At 71.4% G+C, this 17,562-nt stretch carries 15 protein-coding genes; 7 read left to right on the top strand and 8 right to left on the bottom strand.

What is annotated here, in order from left to right; genetic code table 11:
• Positions 1-34: 34 nt before the first annotated feature.
• The 3 genes from nadA (at position 35) to JQS43_RS18395 (ending at position 3,604) form a co-directional block, all read left to right on the top strand.
• Positions 35-1,204: a quinolinate synthase NadA gene (nadA, locus tag JQS43_RS18385; RefSeq protein ID WP_239675630.1), complete on the top strand. Its 1,170-nt coding sequence runs from the start codon at positions 35-37 to the stop codon at positions 1,202-1,204.
• A gap of 304 nt (positions 1,205-1,508) precedes the next feature.
• A complete protein-coding gene (gene murA, locus JQS43_RS18390) occupies positions 1,509-2,840 on the top strand; it encodes a UDP-N-acetylglucosamine 1-carboxyvinyltransferase (protein WP_239675631.1) in 1,332 nt (443 codons plus the stop codon).
• 77 nt (positions 2,841-2,917) lie between these two features.
• Complete coding sequence (locus JQS43_RS18395) at positions 2,918-3,604, top strand: DUF3043 domain-containing protein (protein WP_420847596.1); 687 nt, start codon at positions 2,918-2,920, stop codon at positions 3,602-3,604.
• A gap of 14 nt (positions 3,605-3,618) precedes the next feature.
• Here the strand turns inward: JQS43_RS18395 and JQS43_RS18400 are convergent, their stop codons facing one another.
• On the bottom strand, positions 3,619-3,939 hold the full coding sequence (locus JQS43_RS18400; protein WP_420847597.1) for an AzlD domain-containing protein: 321 nt from the start codon (positions 3,937-3,939) through the stop codon (positions 3,619-3,621).
• Positions 3,936-4,709, bottom strand: a complete 774-nt coding sequence (locus JQS43_RS18405) for an AzlC family ABC transporter permease (RefSeq protein WP_239675632.1) — start codon at positions 4,707-4,709, stop codon at positions 3,936-3,938. Before JQS43_RS18405 ends, JQS43_RS18400 begins: the two co-directional genes overlap by 4 nt.
• Positions 4,710-4,777: 68 nt before the next feature.
• Here JQS43_RS18405 and JQS43_RS18410 point away from each other — a divergent pair, with 68 nt between their 5' ends.
• Positions 4,778-5,335 carry a helix-turn-helix domain-containing protein gene (locus JQS43_RS18410; protein WP_239675633.1) on the top strand — a complete coding sequence of 186 codons (558 nt, stop codon included), beginning with the start codon at positions 4,778-4,780 and terminating at the stop codon, positions 5,333-5,335.
• Between the two features lie 208 nt (positions 5,336-5,543).
• Here the strand turns inward: JQS43_RS18410 and JQS43_RS26090 are convergent, their stop codons facing one another.
• A complete protein-coding gene (locus JQS43_RS26090; RefSeq protein WP_275580921.1) occupies positions 5,544-6,653 on the bottom strand; it encodes a hypothetical protein in 1,110 nt (369 codons plus the stop codon).
• Between the two features lie 791 nt (positions 6,654-7,444).
• Here JQS43_RS26090 and JQS43_RS18420 point away from each other — a divergent pair.
• Both JQS43_RS18420 and JQS43_RS18425 read left to right on the top strand, forming a co-directional pair.
• Positions 7,445-9,091: a WG repeat-containing protein gene (locus JQS43_RS18420; protein ID WP_239675634.1), complete on the top strand. Its 1,647-nt coding sequence runs from the start codon at positions 7,445-7,447 to the stop codon at positions 9,089-9,091.
• A 54-nt stretch (positions 9,092-9,145) separates the two neighbouring features.
• Positions 9,146-10,147, top strand: a complete 1,002-nt coding sequence (locus JQS43_RS18425; protein ID WP_239675635.1) for an aldo/keto reductase family protein — start codon at positions 9,146-9,148, stop codon at positions 10,145-10,147.
• Between the two features lie 69 nt (positions 10,148-10,216).
• On the opposite strand, the gene JQS43_RS18430 is transcribed toward JQS43_RS18425, so the two are convergent.
• On the bottom strand, positions 10,217-10,411 hold the full coding sequence (locus JQS43_RS18430; protein ID WP_239675636.1) for a hypothetical protein: 195 nt from the start codon (positions 10,409-10,411) through the stop codon (positions 10,217-10,219).
• 61 nt (positions 10,412-10,472) lie between these two features.
• On the opposite strand from JQS43_RS18430, the gene JQS43_RS18435 reads away from it, so the two are divergent.
• Complete coding sequence (locus tag JQS43_RS18435) at positions 10,473-12,044, top strand: bifunctional adenosylcobinamide kinase/adenosylcobinamide-phosphate guanylyltransferase (RefSeq protein ID WP_239675637.1); 1,572 nt, start codon at positions 10,473-10,475, stop codon at positions 12,042-12,044.
• Here JQS43_RS18435 and JQS43_RS18440 read toward each other — a convergent pair.
• The 4 genes from JQS43_RS18440 to JQS43_RS18455 form a co-directional block, all read right to left on the bottom strand.
• Complete coding sequence (locus JQS43_RS18440; RefSeq protein ID WP_239675638.1) at positions 12,037-13,494, bottom strand: AAA family ATPase; 1,458 nt, start codon at positions 13,492-13,494, stop codon at positions 12,037-12,039. The two genes, JQS43_RS18435 and JQS43_RS18440, sit on opposite strands and share 8 nt — an antisense overlap.
• 144 nt (positions 13,495-13,638) lie before the next feature.
• Positions 13,639-15,849 (bottom strand): [protein-PII] uridylyltransferase, encoded by a 2,211-nt coding sequence (locus JQS43_RS18445; protein ID WP_239675639.1) that lies wholly within the window; start codon positions 15,847-15,849, stop codon positions 13,639-13,641.
• A gap of 1 nt (position 15,850) precedes the next feature.
• Positions 15,851-16,189, bottom strand: a complete 339-nt coding sequence (locus JQS43_RS18450) for a P-II family nitrogen regulator (RefSeq protein WP_239675640.1) — start codon at positions 16,187-16,189, stop codon at positions 15,851-15,853.
• Between the two features lie 38 nt (positions 16,190-16,227).
• Positions 16,228-17,559, bottom strand: a complete 1,332-nt coding sequence (locus tag JQS43_RS18455; protein ID WP_420847598.1) for an ammonium transporter — start codon at positions 17,557-17,559, stop codon at positions 16,228-16,230.
• Between the last annotated feature and the right edge of the window lie 3 nt (positions 17,560-17,562).

Genomic DNA, 17,562 nt, shown 5'->3' on the forward strand with positions numbered 1-17,562 from the left:
TGACCCGGCAAAGCCGGCGTGGGACAATCGTGGCGTGAGCGCTACGTGGGTCGAACCATCCGGCACCGCCACCGCACTGCTCCTGCTCGGCCGCGGCAGTGATGCCGACTCCGAGCGGGGGGTGGACTGCCCCGGCGAGCTGCCGGCTCCGAGCGATCCCGACCTGGTCGCCCGCGCTCGAGCGGCCAAGGCAACGCTGGGTGACCGGGTCTTCGTGCTCGGCCATCACTACCAACGCGACGAGGTGATCCAGTTCGCTGACGTCACCGGTGACTCGTTCAAGCTCGCGCAGCGGGCCGCGGCCCGCCCCGACGCGGAGTGGATCGTCTTCTGTGGCGTGCACTTCATGGCCGAGTCGGCCGACATCCTCACCGCGGACCATCAGCAGGTGGTGCTCCCGGACCTCGCCGCCGGCTGTTCGATGGCGGATATGGCGGCGTTGCCGCAGGTGGAGACGGCGTGGCAGCAGCTCACGGAGGCGGGCGTCGCCGGCCAGACCGTGCCCGTCACCTACATGAACTCCTCGGCCGACATCAAGGGGTTCGTCGGCCGCAACGGTGGCGTGGTCTGCACTTCCTCCAATGCCCGGCGAGCTCTCGACTGGGCGTACGAGCGCGGCGAGAAGGTGCTGTTCCTCCCCGATCAGCACCTGGGACGCAACACCGCGGTGTTGGAGCTGGGCTTCACCCTCGACGAGTGTGTCCTGTGGGACCCCCACAAGCCGCAGGGCGGGCTTACCGAGGCACAGCTGCGGCAGGCAAGGATCATTCTCTGGCGGGGTCACTGCTCGGTGCACGGGCGGTTCACACTCGACTCCGTCCAGGAGGTGCGCGACCGGGTGCCGGGCGTCAACGTGCTGGTCCACCCGGAGTGCCGGCACGAGGTGGTGACCGCCGCCGACGAGGTCGGCTCCACCGAAAAGATCATCAAGGTGCTCTCGGAGGCGCCCGCCGGCTCGGCCTGGGCGGTCGGCACGGAGCTGAATCTGGTCCGGCGACTAGCGCACCAACACCCCGACAAACAGGTCATGTTCCTCGACAAGACCGTCTGTTACTGCTCCACCATGAACCGCATCGACCTGCCGCATCTGGTGTGGGCGCTGGAGGAGCTGGTGGCCGGGCGGGTCCCCAACCGGATCACCGTCGAGGCCGACACCGCGCGCTATGCCCGCAGTGCTCTTGACCAGATGCTCGCCCTGCCCTGAGAATCCCATGACGCACCGGCCGTGCCCCGCGTGCGTTGCCCGGTTGCGACCGTTCTACCCTATTGCGCGATTAGTTTGTCCCTGTCCCTGAGAGGTACGCCCTCGCCAGCGACGACTCGGCCCGCAATCCCGCGGCAGCACTAGTAGCACAACTCGTGGTCTTCTGCGTGCAGTTGGTAGTACTTCACCCCAACGTGCCACGCCACGCCGGCTGTGCACACTGTCCCCGCTGCCCAGGGACTATGCTCACCGAGCGGAACTGGCGACGGCGCCCCGCTCGCGGTGCATATCTGGAGGTTGCTCGATGAATGCGCCACTGACCGACGACCTGCTCACGGTCCACGGCGGCACCCCGCTCCAGGGGGAGATCCGGGTGCGTGGCGCGAAGAATCTGGTCTCCAAAGCGATGGTGGCGGCCCTGCTGGGCGACGCGCCCAGCCGGCTGTTCGACGTCCCCCGGATCCGGGACGTCGAGGTCGTGCGCGACCTGCTGGAGCTGCACGGTGTGCGGGTCTACGACGACGGCGACGCGCTGCTGCTCGACCCGGCCAACGTGGAACGGGCCGGGGTCGAAGAGATCAACGTGCATGCCGGTTCGAGCCGGATCCCGATCCTGTTCTGCGGGCCGCTGCTGCACCGCCTCGGCCAGGCGATCATCCCCGACCTGGGCGGCTGCCACATCGGTCCCCGGCCGATCGACTTCCACCTGCAGGCGCTGCGCGAGTTCGGCGCGATGGTGGAGAAGACCGACGAGGGCCTGCTGCTGACCGCGCCACACGGGCTGCGCGGCACCAAGCTTGAGCTGCCCTTCCCCAGCGTCGGCGCCACCGAACAGGTGCTGCTGACCGCGGTGATGGCCGATGGGGTCACCGAGCTTCGGAACGCCGCCGTCGAGCCCGAGATCATCGATCTGATCTGTCTCCTGCAGAAGATGGGCGCGATCATCAGCGTGCACACCGACCGGGTGATCGAGATCGAGGGGGTAGACCGGCTCAGCGGCTATGCCCACCGGCCGATCCCCGACCGGATCGAGGTCGCCAGCTGGGCCGCGGCCGCGCTTTCGACCGGCGGCGACGTCACCGTGCACGGGGCCCGCCAGGTCGACATGATGACCTTCCTGAACATCTTCCGGTCGGTCGGTGGGGCGTACACCGTCGATGACACCCCCGGCGGCGGCATCCGGTTCTGGCACCCCGGCGGCGACCTGAAAGCGACGGCGCTGGAGACCGGAGTGCACCCCGGGTTCATGACCGACTGGCAGCAGCCGCTGGTGGTGGCGTTGACCCAGGCCAGCGGCTTGTCGATCGTCCACGAAACGGTGTATGAGCAGCGGCTCGGTTACACCTCGGCGCTCAACCAGATGGGCGCCACCATCCAGGTCTACCGCAACTGCCTCGGTGGTACCCCCTGCCGGTTCGGTCGCCGCAACTTCATCCACTCTGCGGTGATCGCCGGACCGTCGAAGCTCAACGGCGCCGACCTGCGGATCCCCGATCTGCGCGCCGGCTTCAGCCACCTGATCGCCGCCCTCGCCGCGGAAGGCATCTCCCGGGTCCACGGCGTCAAGCTGATCCATCGCGGCTACGAGGATTTCCTGGCCAAGCTGACCGCCTTGGGTGCGCACGTCGAACTCTGACCCGCCCCGGCGGGCGTGGCGGATCGAGGTGGGGTGAGCGGCGAGACCGCAACCGCGGCGTCGGTTACCCTTACCGCGTGCCGTCGTTGTTTCGCCGTAGATCCAGCCAACTCGTCGAAGAGACCGAGCCGGCCACCGAGGTCACCGACGAGGTGACCGAAGAGGTGACCGAAGAGGTCGAGGAGGCCGACGAGGACCCGTCCGCCCGTAGGGGCTACACCCCCAGTAAGAAAGAACGGGGGATCTCCACCCCGAAGCGTCCGCATGCGCACCTGCGGCGCCCGGGCACGGTTCCGACCTCCGCGTCTGGCAAAAAGCTGACCAAGGAGGAGCGGCAGGAGCTCAAGGAGGAGCGGCGGCGCCGGCGGCAAGAGGTCACCGAGGGCATGAAGCGCGGTGACGAGCGGTACCTGACCGCGCGGGACAAAGGTCCGGAGCGCAAGATCGCTCGGGATGTGGTCGACTCCCGGCGCACGGTCGGCACCTGGTTCTTCGCCGGTGCGTTGTTCGTACTGCTCTTCTCTGGTGCCGCCATGCCGGACGAGGTACGCCTGATCGCGAACCTGGCCTGGGCGGTGCTGGCGATCGCCGTGATCACCGACTCGTGGCTGTTGTGCCGCAAGACCAAGCGGTTGGTGCGGCAGCGGCACCCGGACTCGACCGAGCGGATGGGCGCGCTCTACTTCTACGTGATCATGAGGGCGCTGACCTTCCGGAAGCTCCGGATTCCGCATCCCGGTCGGCGGATCGGCGAAAAGATCTGAGCACTCCGCCCGGGTCAGGGCAGGCCGAGCAGGCGCAGCCCGGCCGCGGTCGCGGCCGCGGCGACTACCACCACCGCGAAGGGCAACCGGCGCCACGCCAGGATCAGCCCGACCAGGACTCCGCCGGGTCGGGCCACTCCGGCCGGGCTGCCGGCCTCGGTGAGCGCCGCAGTCACCGCCAACGCGGTCAGCAGCGCCACCGCCGCCAGCGGCAGCAGCCGACGGACCGACTCCGGCAAGGTCAACCGGTCCGCGAGCAGCACTCCGGCCAGCCGGAAAGCGTACGTCCCCAGCGCGAGCGCCAGCACTACCGCCAGCATCGCCGCGGTGCTCACCGCCGCACCTCCGGCTGGGTTCGCCGCCTCGGCAGCGGAAGTTTCACCGCCACCAGGCCGGTGAGCGCCAGTAGTACCGGCATCCCGGCCGGCAGCACCGGGGTGGTGAGCAGCGCGACCGCTACCCCGACTGTGGCGACTCGCCGGGCCGCCGGGTCGCGCAGGCTCGGCCACAACAGCGCGAGCAGGCCGGCCGGGAACGCCGCGTCGAGCCCGAGCGCTGCCGGGTCGGCGACGGCGCCACCGAGCACCACCCCGGCGAGGGTGCCGAGGTTCCATACCGTGAACAACGCGAGACCAGTGAGCCAGAACGCGGCGCGGCGCTGACGCGGATCGGCCTGCGCCAACGCGAACGCCACCGACTCGTCGATGAGCAGGTGACTGCCGACAAGCCGGCTCAACCATCCGGTGCCGATTACGGCGGGCGTCGCCGCCTGGCTGGTGCCGTCGGACTGCCGGGGTACTGGGCGGTTCGGCTCATCGTCGCCTCCGCGCTCGGCCAGGGCGAGTCCGAATGGCAGGTGCCGCGCGTTCAGCAACAGCCCACCGAGGAGCGCGCCCGCGGGGCTCCCCGCGGCGAGTAGTCCGACCGCGAGAAACTGCGAACCGCCGGCGAAGACCAGCAACGACATGGTCACCGCCAGCCAGCCTGGCACCCCGGCGGCGACCGCGATCGCGCCGAATGACACTCCAATGGCTAGCGCGGCCACCGCCAGCGCGGCGATGTCGCGCAGCAGCCCACGGCCGGCAGTTCGCCATACCGATCTCATAGTTCGATATTCTGAACAGAGCCAGCTCGTTCGTCAAACCGAATTCTTCGACCGATATGATGAACGCCATGACGAGTGCCCCGCCTCACGCCGTCATCGCCGCTGCGGTCCGCCAGGAGCGGGAACGCGCAGGCTTGACCCTCAGCGAGTTGGCCCGCCGGGCCAACGTCGCCAAGTCCACCCTCTCGCAACTCGAGTCAGGCGCCGGCAACCCCAGCGTAGAGACGCTGTGGGCGCTGGCGGTCGCGCTCGATGTGCCGTTTAGCCAACTGGTGTCACCCCCGCCACCGCCCAGGGTTCAGGTGGTCCGCGCCGGTGCCGGTGCCTGGCACCGCTCTGAACAGGCCGACTTCGCGGGCGCTCTACTCTCCGCCGGATCCCGGAGCCGGCGGGACCTCTACATCATCGAACTAGCCGAGGGCAACGGTCGGGCAGCCGACGCCCACATCCCCGGCAGCGTCGAACACCTCGTGGTCGCCGCCGGCAAGCTCCGGGCGGGCCCGGTGGACGCCCCGGTCGACCTCGGCCCCGGTGACTACGCCACCTTCCCCGGCGACACACCGCACCACTACCAGGCGCTCGCGCCAGGCACCTGGGCGGTGCTGATGATGGAGCACCCCGGCTAACCGGGCGTTCGGCGTCGCTGGCAACCAGCCGCGGCCCGGCCGTACCGAGGGATGTCCATGATCGAGCTGCCGCGGGGAGGTGTTGGTCACCCCGGTGACGGCGGTAGCCTGGTTGCGTCGCGCACAATTTTCCGAGCCTGCCGGGCGATCGACCGCCGGCCCGGCGGTACGTGCGGCTGGTTCTCGGAGGGGAGGTGGCTCTGCGTGGCTAACGACCACGACGGTGGCCGACGCCGGCGCAAGACCGCACCCCCCGATGCCACACCAACGAGATCAGCGGGCCGGGTCCGGCTGACGCCCCCGACACCGCCGCCGGACGGCCCCCCGCCACCCGGCTCGCCGGTGTCCGGTCAACCTGCGCCGGCCCCGCAATCGCCGGAGCCGCCACCCGGCCGGGGCGCTCCGCCGCCCCACCAGAGCGGCCCGCCCCGCCAATCGGCGCCGCCGCCGGCTGGACCGCGCCCACCGTACCTGCCCGGTCACCCGGCCGCCGGCCCGCCGCCCGGCTCACCCCCTCCAGGCTCACCCCAGCCCGGCTCACCCCCACCTGGTCAGTACCGACCCGGTTCAGCGGCCCCCGGCCAATCCGCAGCGGGCCCGCCACCGCGACACCCCGACCGTTACCCCGAATACCCCGAACGCCCCGGCCCACCGCCCCACCCAGGGCGACCACCAGGTGGGGCGGCCGCGTACCCGCGCGATCCGGGGCCGCCTCCGCCCGGGCCTTATCCCCCCGGGCCCTACCCCCCGGGGGCGGCACCGGAGCCGCGACGCGCCCCGCCACCCCGGAACCCACCGCAGGGCGGTCGCCGTGCCCCTGGCCCACCACCGGGCCCGGGTCCGGCCGGTGGTGGGCCGCCGCACCACGGCCCCGGGCCGACGCCCCGCCCGCCCGGTCCGGGTGCGCCGCGACCGCCAGCGGCTGGCCGGCCTCCGGGGCCGGCGCCGGCTGCCGCCCCGCCGGGCGGCGGACCGCCCCGGCCGGCGGCAGGTCCACCGCCGGACGGCCGACCACGAGCCCCGTACCGGGCCGGTGACCCACCAGGGCCGACCCGCTCCGGCCCTCCGGGCGCCCAGCCCGGCCCACCGCCGGGTGGCCGCCCGACGCCACGGCCGGGCGCCCAGCCCGGCCCACCACCCGGCGCCCGCCCGGGGCCACCACCCGCCCACTCGGGGCCACCACCCGGCGCCCGTTCCGCACCGCCGTACCCGGGGGAGCCGCCATACCACCCGCCTGCTCGGCCGCATCCGGCGGAGCGGCCCCCAGCACCGCCCGGCGGGCCGCCGCCGGGACCCCCACGGTCAGCAGCGCCCGCACCACCGGCTAGGTCGGGGGTGCCCGCACCACCGGGCGCGGTATACCGCGGGCCGCCGCCCCAGCCCTACCGGCCAGCGCCGGGGCAGCCGGCCCGGCCTACCTCGGCACACCCTGCCTCGGGCTATCCGATGGCCCCACCCCGGCCGGGACCGGCTCGCCCTACCTACGACCACCCGACGTCGGAGTACCCGGTCTCGACCCAGCCGAGTTACGACCATCCGACCTCGGCACAGCCGGTTGTGCGGCCGCGGTCCCCCCAGCCCCAGCCGTACCAGTCACAGCCGTACCCGCCGCAGCAGCCGCCACGGCAGCAGCCGGCCCGGCCGGCGCTGCCCGCTGCCCCGCCACCGGCACCGGCACCGGCACCGGCACCGGCACCGGCACCGGCACCGTGGACGGAGCCATCACCGACGGTGTCCCCGCACGACGCGGAACCCGTCGCCGCCCCACCCGTCAGCGCGGCACCCGTCACCGGCAACGGTCCGACCGCCCCGACCAGCGAAGCTCCGGCAACCGGCGACGACCCGGTCAGTGCCCCAGTCACGACCGAACCGTCCACGGTAGGGTGGCTCGCCAACGCCAATCGCCCACGGCCACCGCAGGCCGCCGCCGCCGGTTTCGAGGAGCACCTGACCAGCCCTGCTCCGGCAGCGCCGGTCAGCAGTGACCCCACCCCCCGCCCGTTTCGCGGCGACCAGATCGAGTATCAGTACCCGAGCTCGGCCGTCAGCAACAACCCCCAACCCGTGAGTAGCCAACCAGTGAGCAGCCAGCCCGTGAGCAGCCAGCCCGTGAGTAGCTACCCCGTGAGCAGTCAGCCGACCAGTGGTCGGCCGGTAAGTTCGCCGGCCCAGCCGGCCGCCGCAGCTGGGTCGCCACCATCCTTCGAGGACGGACCATCGCACGCGTCGAGCGTCGACACGGTCCGGCCGGCCTCTGGGCCGGCCGCCGGCGCCGCCACCGCGTTGAGCGCGCCGACGATGCTCGCCCCGGTGGTGGTGCCCGGCCAACGTCCCGGTGCCACACCCGGCGAAGCCACGGAGCCCGACGACGCCACCGAGGCGCCCGACGCCAGCGAGTCCCAGCCGGAGGAACCGATCTCCGCCGAGCCCGCCCCGGAGTCCGACACCCATGACCCGGAGCAGGTGCTCGCCACCTATGACTGGCGTTTCCACCACGAGACGCTGCGCGAGATCGTGGCCGACCCGGAGGAGCTGCGCCGGCTGCGCGACCAGCTCACGGTGAAGCTCGAGCCGGCCAGCGACAATCCCACCCGAGCCCGCCTGCTGAGCCTGCGGGCAGTGGTCTCGCGGATCCTGGGCGACCTCAACAAGGCGCTGGCCGACGGTAAGCTCGCGCTCGCCCACGCGGAGGCGACCAGCCAGTTGCGCCGGATCGCGATCGCCCAGGCTCGACTGGCCCACGTCCACCAGTGGCGCGGCGACTTCGCCGAGGCGGACCGGTTGTTCGCGCTGGCGAACTCGCCGGAACTGCCCGACCGGTTGCGGGCCACCATGCACGAGCATGCCGGCCGCTCCTGCTACGACCAGGGCCGCTACATCGAGGCCTGCAACCACTTCGACCAGGCGCTGGAGCTTCGCAAGGTCGACGACCCGGAGCTGATCGCCCGTACCGACCAGGCGTTGGACGCGGTCGCCCGCAAGATCGCCGAGAATGGGATCGGACCGTACCCACGGAGCAAGGAGGAGATCCTCCAGCTGCATACCCCGCCGACCCCGGTCTTCGACGAGCAGGCCGACGCCTGGGGGTACGCGGATCAGCACGGTGCCGTGGTGATCGGCGTTGGCTACGCTGATGTCCAGCCGTTCCGGGACTCGGTAGCGTGGGTGCGCCGGCCCGGTTCGGAGACTTGGGAGCTGATCGACGAATCCGGCCAGCAGCTGATCGACGCCAGCGCCGGTTGGCTCGGCGTGGGGTCGTTCTCCGAGGGTCTGGCGTGGGTGTCGCGTGACGGATATGGCGCCTGGGTAGCGATCGACAAGCAGAACCGGGTCGTCATCTCGACCGGGTACGAAGATGTCCGCCCGTTCCGCCGGGGGGTGGCGCCGGTACGGCGCGGCGGGTGGGGCGCGGTCGACAGCGGCGGCCGGCTCCTGGTGCCATGTCAGTACGCCGGGTACGCCACGGCGATGACCGACGGTCGTTACATCGACGGGTTTACCGACGAAGGTCTGGCTATTGTAGATGCTGGCGGTGGCCGGAAGGGCGTGGTGGATCGGGCCGGGCGGGTCATCGTGCCACCGAGCCACCCCAACCTGGTGATCCACCCGGTGGCGTTCCTGGTGAGCAGCCCGACCGGTGCCTGGGGAGCGCTGGACCGCCGGGGACGCCCGTTGATCGAGCCCAACCATCCGAGCCGGCTAGCGGTAATGGAGGAGATCGACCGACTACTCGCCGACACCAAACCTGTGCTCTGAGCCGCCCGCGGTCATAGGATGTCGCCGCTTACCTGGGCAGGTAGGTTTGCGGACATGGAATTTCGACACCTTGGCAAGTCCGGACTGCTGGTCAGCGAGATCTCGTACGGCAACTGGATCACGCACGGTTCGCAGGTTGAGGAGGAGGCGGCGACGGCGTGTGTCCGTACCGCGCTCGACCTGGGAGTGACCACATTCGACACTGCGGACGTCTACGCGGGCACCAAGGCCGAAGCGGTGCTCGGACGGGCGCTGCAGGGTCAACGCCGCGAAAGCCTGGAGATCTTCACCAAGGTCTACTGGCCGACCGGTGAGGGCCCCAACGACAGCGGCCTGTCCCGCAAACACATCATGGAGTCCATCAACGGCTCCCTCCGCCGCCTCCAGACCGACTACGTCGACCTCTACCAGGCGCACCGCTTCGACTACAGCACTCCCCTGGAGGAGACGCTGACGGCCTTCGCCGACATCGTCCGGGCCGGCAAAGCCCACTACATCGGGGTCTCCGAGTGGCGGGCCGAACAGATTCGTGAGGCGTACCCGATCGCGCGCGACCTGCGCATTCCGCTGGTCTCGAACCAGCCCCAGTATTCGATGCTGTGGCGGGTGATCGAGCCCGAGGTCGTGCCGACCTGCGAGGAGCTCGGACTGAGCCAGGTCGTCTTCTCCCCGCTTGCCCAGGGCGTGCTGACCGGTAAGTACTCCCCCGGCGACGCGCCGCCGGCCGACTCCCGCGCCACCGACGCTTCCGGCTCCCGGTTCATCGGCCACCTACTCACCGAGGAGATCCTCACCGCGGTGCAGCGGCTGAAGCCGCTCGCGGAGCAGGCCGGGTTGACCATGGCGCAGCTGGCGATCGCCTGGGTGCTGCAGAACCCCAACGTCGCCTCGGCGATCGTCGGCGCCACCCGGCCTGCGCAGCTCACCGAGACGATCAAAGCGGTCGGGGTGAAGCTCGACGCGAGCCTGCTGAAGGCGATCGACGAAGCCCTGGGGGCGGTCGTGGTGACCGACCCGGCCCGGACCCAGTCGCCGGAACGTCCGCCGACCCGGTAACCACCGCTGGCGGGTCGGTTGGTCGCCGTGGAGGCCTGCCCGCGACGACCAACCGACCCGCCCTGGTCACTACTCGTTGAGTAGGCTCATCCGATACTCCACCCGCTCGCCTTCGAGCAGCACCACCGTGTTCACCCCCTGCTCGGCGAGCTGCCGCCAAGTCTGGCCGAGCCACGACTCGGCGTCGGCCTGGCTGCCGAACGTCTCAGCCGGCCCTGTGACCGTTGTCCCGTCCGCCGCCTCGTACCGCCAGCTCCACGCCATGAGTCACGCTCCTCGTCCGGTCCCGTCGCGAGCATTAACGATCGGGCCATAGGGTATCGGCATGTCTTGGCGCACGCTCCTCGTCCTCGGTGGTGCCGGCTCCGGCCGCGAAGCTTTCGCCGAGTCCCAGCTCGACCAGGCTGCTCCGGTTCGGCGTCCGACGCCGACCAGCGGCGACGGTCTGGCCGCGTTAGCGGCCCAGATCGCCCAGGCCGAGCCGGGTGAGAACCTGCTGGTCAGCGACCTGACCAGCTGGCTCCCGGGCGGGTCCGCCAAGCTCGACTCGGCTGAGCTGACCGAGTTGGTGGCGGCGATCGGCCCGGGCCCGGGACAACTGGTGCTGGTCAGCGCCGAGGTGGGGTTGTCGACGCCGCCCACCACCGCCGCGAACCGCCGGCTGGCGCAGCTGTTAGGCGAGGTGAACCAGGCGCTCGCCGCCGCCGCCGATGCGGTAGTGCTGGTGGTGGCCGGGCAGCCCAGCTGGTTGAAGGGCGGCACAGTGCCCGAAGCCGGCTGGCGCACGGCTGGCGCGACCAGTGTGACCGCTGGCGCGCCGACCGCGACCGCCGCCCCGCCCGCGACTGCGACGGCCACCGCCGCCTCCGCTGCCGGGTTGTCCCAGCTGGCCGCGCTGCCCGCACCGGACGCCGAGGCCAAGGCGGCGGCCGGGGACCGGCTCGCCGCCCTCGGCCCGATCGCACTCGGCGAACTCGTCCGGGTGGTCCAGTTCGCGGCTGGCGCCCAGGGCACGGCCGACCCGACCCCGTGGCAGCGTGCCCGGGTGCTGGTATTGAACGGAGCGCATCAAGGCGGCGCCAGCGCCGGCCCGACCTGGGCAGCCCAGCGAGCCGCTGCGCTTCGGGCGGGCACCGACCCGTTGGCGCGGCTGGCGGCCCCGGTCGCCGCCAGCGTCCAACTCGTCGACGCGGCCGCCGCCGAGCCGATTGAGGACGGGCCGGCGATGCCCGAGCCGCAGGTGGAGCAGGCGCTCGCGCGCGGTTGGGAGCTGGCCGAACGGGCCGCCGACGACGGCGTGGATGTGCTGGTGCTGGCATCGATCGGGGATGGCGCCGAGAGCGCCGCCGCCGCGGTCACCGCGATCCTGGCGCCCAGCACCGAGCCTGCGGCGTTGTTGGCCCGGGTCCGCAGCGAGCAGGGCCTGATCGACGACGAGGCGTGGATGTTGCGCTGCGCCACGGTACGCGACGCGGTGCACCGGACCCGCGGCGGCGGACGTACTGTCGGCCGTCCGTTGCTGGCCCAGCTCGGCGGAGCGGACCTGGCGATCGCCACCGGGCTGTTGTTGGGCGCCGCCGCCCGGCGGACACCGGTGCTGTTGGACGGCCCGGTGGGGGCGGCGGCGGGGCTGGTCGCGCGGAATCTGGCTGCGGCCGCCCGGCACTGGTGGCTGCTGCCCGACGCAGGCGCGCACCCGCTGGTCACCCGGGTCCAGGACACCCTCGGCCTGAAGCCACTCTTCGACCTACGGCTAGAGCTTGGCGAGGGGGCCGGCGCGCTCGCCGTCCTGCCGATCATGCAGACCGGGCTCTTCCTCGCCACCCAACTGCAGCCCGACGTCGACCCTGCCGCGGAGGACGACGCACCTGAGCCTTCACCGCCAGCGGCTAGCTGAGTAAGAGGCTCACCACTGGGGCCGGGAGCGCCCAGACTGGGCCTGAGTAGTCGGTCGCGGTCTTCGTCGCGACGATCCCACGGCCGCATTTGCGGGCCAGTCCCGCGGCTGCCGGTCGCCACCCGGAGGGGACCCACTTCACCTCCAGCGGAGGGGTCTGTTCGCCACCGGCCGGACCGTTGATCGGGACCGCCGCAACGTCGACCTCGGCTCCGCTGGCGGTACGGGCGTACCCAACAGTGTCCCCGGCGAGCCACCGGCCTGGGCTGTGCGCCTCCACCACCCGCGCGACGGTCACGGCGAGCGACGCCTCGGTCAGGTGAGTGAAGTCAGGCACCGGCAGGCCGGCGCGGAGGTAATGTCCCAGCCACGCGAGCAGCGGGTCGACCAGGTAGAGCTTGGACTGGGCCCCGCCGACCCGGCGCCCCTGCTCATCAACCTGGTGACACCACAGACCGGCGAAGGTCGACACGATTCGGTTGAGCCGGGTCGCCAGGTAGCTACGGGAAAGCCCGAGCGTCTCGGCTAGGCTCCGCACATTCAACGGCGAGGAGCTTCGCTGCTGCACTTCGCCCAGCAAGAGCGCCACCGACTCTTGCGGTGCGGAAGGGTCAACATCCGCGGTGAGCCACGACTCAAGCTCCCGCAGGAAGACCGTTGACACCGATCCGTGGCGGTGGTGTTCAAACACGGCGCGAGGAAAACCGCCCGCTTCCAAGTACCGCTGCCACGCCAGGTCGAGTTCATTCGTGAACGTTTCAAGAAGGCCGGCAGCGTCTGCCGCCTCCGGGGTCTGGACCGCCCACGGCGGGAACGGACCCGGAGTGGGAAGCTCGGGCTCCACGGCTGATAGGTACTGCCGAAACGTCATCGGCAGCACCAACCGGAAGGGGTGCCGCGCTTCGCCCGTACGCCCTGCGCCGAGGTCGCGGACGGCTTGTGCAGCACCTGCCGCCGAGGAGCCGGTGAGGATCACCGTGTCATCACCGAACCTGGTGTTGTCCCGAAGGCTCTTGAGCTCGGCTGTCCACCCCTCGACCGCGGTGATCTCGTCAATGACCCACACCCGTACGGCGTCGCCAGCGACGCGCGTAATCTCAGTCGCCAGCACAACCGCCCGCCGGAGATCCTGGGCAGAGAGAGTATCGGCCGGAAGGTAGATGATCTGCCATGGGTCAACGTCCGGCCGACTGCAGAGCCGGGCGATGAAATCCTTGAGCACCACAGACTTCCCGACCCTGCGCGGGCCCCGGAGCAGGTGAAGGCTGCTGCCGAGCGGCGCGCGGCCGACGTCGTCCAACACATCCGAGCGGTAGCCCAGGTCATAACTCTGCCGAGCGCGAAGCGTGCGGTCAGTAACCGTCCAGCCGAGTGGATCCTCGCCGACGGCCGCCGCTCGCCACCACGGGTTCTGTTCTCGTATGAGCTCTCTCAGCACATCATCCCGCACACCCTGCAGGCTACCCGGTTGAAGTCGAGCAATCGAGCCAAAACACCGGTCGTTTGGTCGTCCAGCGAGCCAAAACACCGGTCGTTTGGTCGTCCAGCGAGCCAAAACACCGGTCGTTTGGTCAGGTGGGCGCTGAGTAGGTGGCTAAGCCACCGCGAGCACCGCAGTCTCGACCCGCTTCCGGTCGCCCTCGTCCGCCCAGGATCCGGTGAGGTAGAACGCGTCCACAGCATCGGCCCCGAGGGTGGAGATCCGGGCGGCTCGTACCTCGGCGCCAACCTCGTCGAGCGCGCTCGCCACCCGGAACAGCAGCCCTGGCGAGTCGGCCGCGCGTAGCTCCAGAATCACCGCATCCGAGGCGGCGCCCCGGTGCCACACCACCCGGGGTGGCGCACCGCCGCCTCGACGGTGCCCGCCGCGCCGGAGGCGCTGGGTCACTGAGATGTCGCCCTCGGCCACCCGGCGCAGGTCCACCGCGAGCCGGGACGGGTCCGGCCACTGGCCGAACCGGGGCTCCACCACGAACTCGACCAGCGCCCGGCCGTCGACGGTGGCGGTGTCGGCGGAGAGCACCCCCAGCCGATGCATCGCCAGACAGCCGGCGACGCTGCCGAGCAGCCCGCTCCGGTCGGCCGCGGCGACCGCCACCCGGTCACCGTCGAGGTGTACCGCCGGCAGCGGCCCGGCCACCAGCGCCGGGTCAGGCTCCGGCGGGGTGGGTAGACCGCCGTCGCGCAGCGCCGCCGCCACGCTGGCGACTAGGTCGCCGATGAGCCGCTCCTTCCACTGCGACCACGCCGCCGGACCGGTGGCGGCCGCGTCGGCCCGGGCGAGCGCGTGCAACAACTCCAGGGTGCTCAGGTCGGCCACGGCGTCGGCGACGGTGCGGATGGTGACCGGGTCGGACAGGTCCCGTCGGGTGGCGGTCTCAGGCAGCAGCAGGTGCAGCCGCACCAGCTGCCTCAAGACCGCGACGTCGGCGGCGGGCAGGCCGATCCGGGTAGCGATCGCCTCCGCGACCGGCGCCCCGGCCTCCGAATGGTCACCGGGTAGGCCCTTGCCGACGTCGTGCAGCAGCGCCCCGAGCAGCAGCAGGTCGGGACGCTCGACCTCCCGGGCGAACCGGGCGGCCTCCGCCGCCGCCTGCACCAGATGCCTATCCAACGTGTATAGGTGGACTGGGTGGTGCTGCGGCGCGCTGCGGAGCCGATGCCACTCCGGCAACCACCCGGCCACTAGGCCGTATCGGTCGCAGGTCTCCCAGGTGGCGACCAGCGCTGGGCCGGCGCCCAGCAACGTCAGCAGGGCATCCCTGGCCGGCGCTGGCCAGGGCCGGGGCAGCGGAGGGCAGTAGCTCGCCAGCCACTCGCAGGTCGCTCGGGCGATCGGCAGCCCAGCCGTGGCGGCGGCCGCCGCCACCCGCAGCGACAACGTCGGGTCGGGGCGGGCGGCGATGGCGGTACGCGCCAGCACCGCCTCACCGTCGTACTCCACCACGTCACGGGCGAGGGGCCGGCGCTGCGGCCGGCTCGCCGGGGCGCCGCGGCGCCGGCTCTCCCGCCACCGGGTGACCGAACGCCACCCGTCATCGAGCGCGTGCGCGACGGTACGAGCGTCCGTTGCCACCCGGCGCAGCAACGCGTCCCGGTCGGGAAGCCCGACGCTCGCCGCCACCGCCGCGGCTTCCTGAGCGAGCAGCCGGTCGACCCGCCGACCCATCGAGAGGTGCAACGCGTCCCGCACGTCCAGCAGCCGGGTGCACGCGGCGCGCACCGGCGGCAGCATCGTGTCCGCCACCCCGGCGTACCCGATGCTCCGGAGGATCCCGACATCCCGCAGGCCGCCGCGGCTCTCCTTCACGTCGCCTTCGAGCAGGAACGCAAGCTCGCCGTGGCGGTCGTGCCGCTGCTCGACCGCCGCCCGCAACCGCGGCAGGCCGCTGGCCGCGGTACGCCGCCACTGGTCCCGGGCCGCCGCCACCAGCTCCGCGGTGAGCGCCGGATCACCTGCGACGTGCCGGGCGTCGAGCAGCCCCAGCGCCACCGCGAGGTCCTCCTGCGCGACCGCGAGCGCCTCTGCCAGGGTTCGCGTCGAATGGTCCAGGGCGTACCTGCGGTCCCAGATCGGATACCACAGCTGGGTGGCGAGGTCTCCGATCCCCGGTGCTGCCTGATGCAGCAGGAGCAGGTCCAGGTCGCTGTGCGGGGCGCACTCCCGGCGGCCGAGGCCACCGACCGCGACCAGCGCCACCCCACGGGGCACGGGGGTGGGCATCAGCTCGGCGAGGAAGCGGTCGAGCGCCGCCGCCCGCGCATCGCGGGCGGCGGCGCCAACCTGGTCGGTATCGAGTTTCACCTCAGAGCGCTTCCACGCCGCGCTCGCCGGTGCGTACCCGAACCACCTCCTCGACCGGGGTCACCCAGACCTTGCCGTCGCCGATCTTGCCGGTACGGGCGGCGGTGGCGACCGCGTCGACGACCTTCTCGACGTCGAGCTCGTCGGTGACCACCTCCACCTTTACCTTCGGCAGGAACTCGACCGTGTACTCGGCGCCCCGGTAGACCTCGGTGTGGCCCTTCTGCCGGCCGTACCCCTGGACCTCACTGACGGTGAGCCCTGCGACGCCGAGCGCGTGCAGCGCGTCCTTCACCGCGTCTAGCTGGTGGGGCTTGATGACCCCGGTCACCAGCTTCATAGCCAATCCCTCCATCTGTGTCGTGGGTGTCGGCTGGCTCAGCCAGCGACCTTCTCGGAGGACGCCGACTCCGGCGCGGCCGGCGCGGCGGCTGGCCGCGCGGGGGCGGAGCCGACCAGCGACGGACCGGTGCTGGTGAAGTCGTACCCGGCCTCGGCGTGCTCGGTCAGGTCGATACCTTCGACCTCATCCTCCGGCTTGACCCGGAAGCCGATGGTCTTCTCGATCGCGAACGCGATCAGCCAGGCCATCACGAACGAGTACACGGCGACCACCACGACGCCGAGCGTCTGGATCCCGAGCAGGCCGACACCGCCGCCGTAGAGCAGGCCGTTCTCGTCGGCGAGCACCTCGACCGCGAGCAGACCGATCAGGACCGAACCGATGACGCCGCCGACGAAGTGCACGGCGACCACGTCGAGCGAGTCGTCGTAGCCGAGCTTGTACTTCAGGCTGACGCAGAGCGAGCAGACCACACCGGCGATGGCACCGATCGCGATCGCCCCGAGCGGCTCCACGAAGGCGCAGGCCGGGGTGATCGCCACCAGGCCGGCGATCGCGCCGGAGGCGGCCCCGAGGGTGGTCGGCTTACCAAACCGGATCCACTCGACGAAGATCCAGCCGAGCACCGCCGCCGCGGTCGCGACCTGGGTGTTGACCAGCGCCACCGCGGAGATGCCGTTGGCGGCCAGCTCGGAGCCGGCGTTGAACCCGAACCAGCCGAACCACAGCAGACCGGCGCCGAGCAACACTAGCGGCAGGTTGTGCGGCTTCATCTTCTCTTTAGGCCAGCCCACCCGCTTTCCGAGCACCAGCGCCAGCGCCAAGGCCGCGGCACCGGCGTTGATGTGGACCGCGGTCCCGCCCGCGAAGTCGAGTACGCCCATGCCTTCGCCGAGCCAGCCGCCGGCGCCCCACACCCAGTGGGCCACCGGGAAGTAGACCAGCGTCGCCCAGATCACGGCGAAGATCAGCCAGGAGCCGAACTTGGCCCGATCGGCGATGGCGCCGGCGATCAGGGCGGTAGTGATGACGGCGAACATCATCTGGAAGCCCGCGAACGCGAGGATCGGCAGGCCCCCCTCCTCACCGGTCTCGAACAGTCCCCGCATACCGGCGGCGGACAGGTCGCTGAAGAGCCCACCGATGGAGCTACCGCCGACCTCTTCGCTGAACGCCAGGCTGAAGCCGTAGAAGATCCACAGCAGGCTGACGACGCCGATCGCGCCGAAGCACATCATCAGCATGTTGAGGACGCCCTTGGAACGGGTCATGCCGCCGTAGAACAACGCCAGCCCGGGAGTCATCAACAGCACCAAGGCACTCGAGGTCAGGATCCAGGCGGTGTGCCCGGAATCGATCTCCGGCACGCT

Source organism: Natronosporangium hydrolyticum (assembly GCF_016925615.1).
GTDB classification, from domain to species: Bacteria; Actinomycetota; Actinomycetes; order Mycobacteriales; family Micromonosporaceae; genus Natronosporangium; species Natronosporangium hydrolyticum.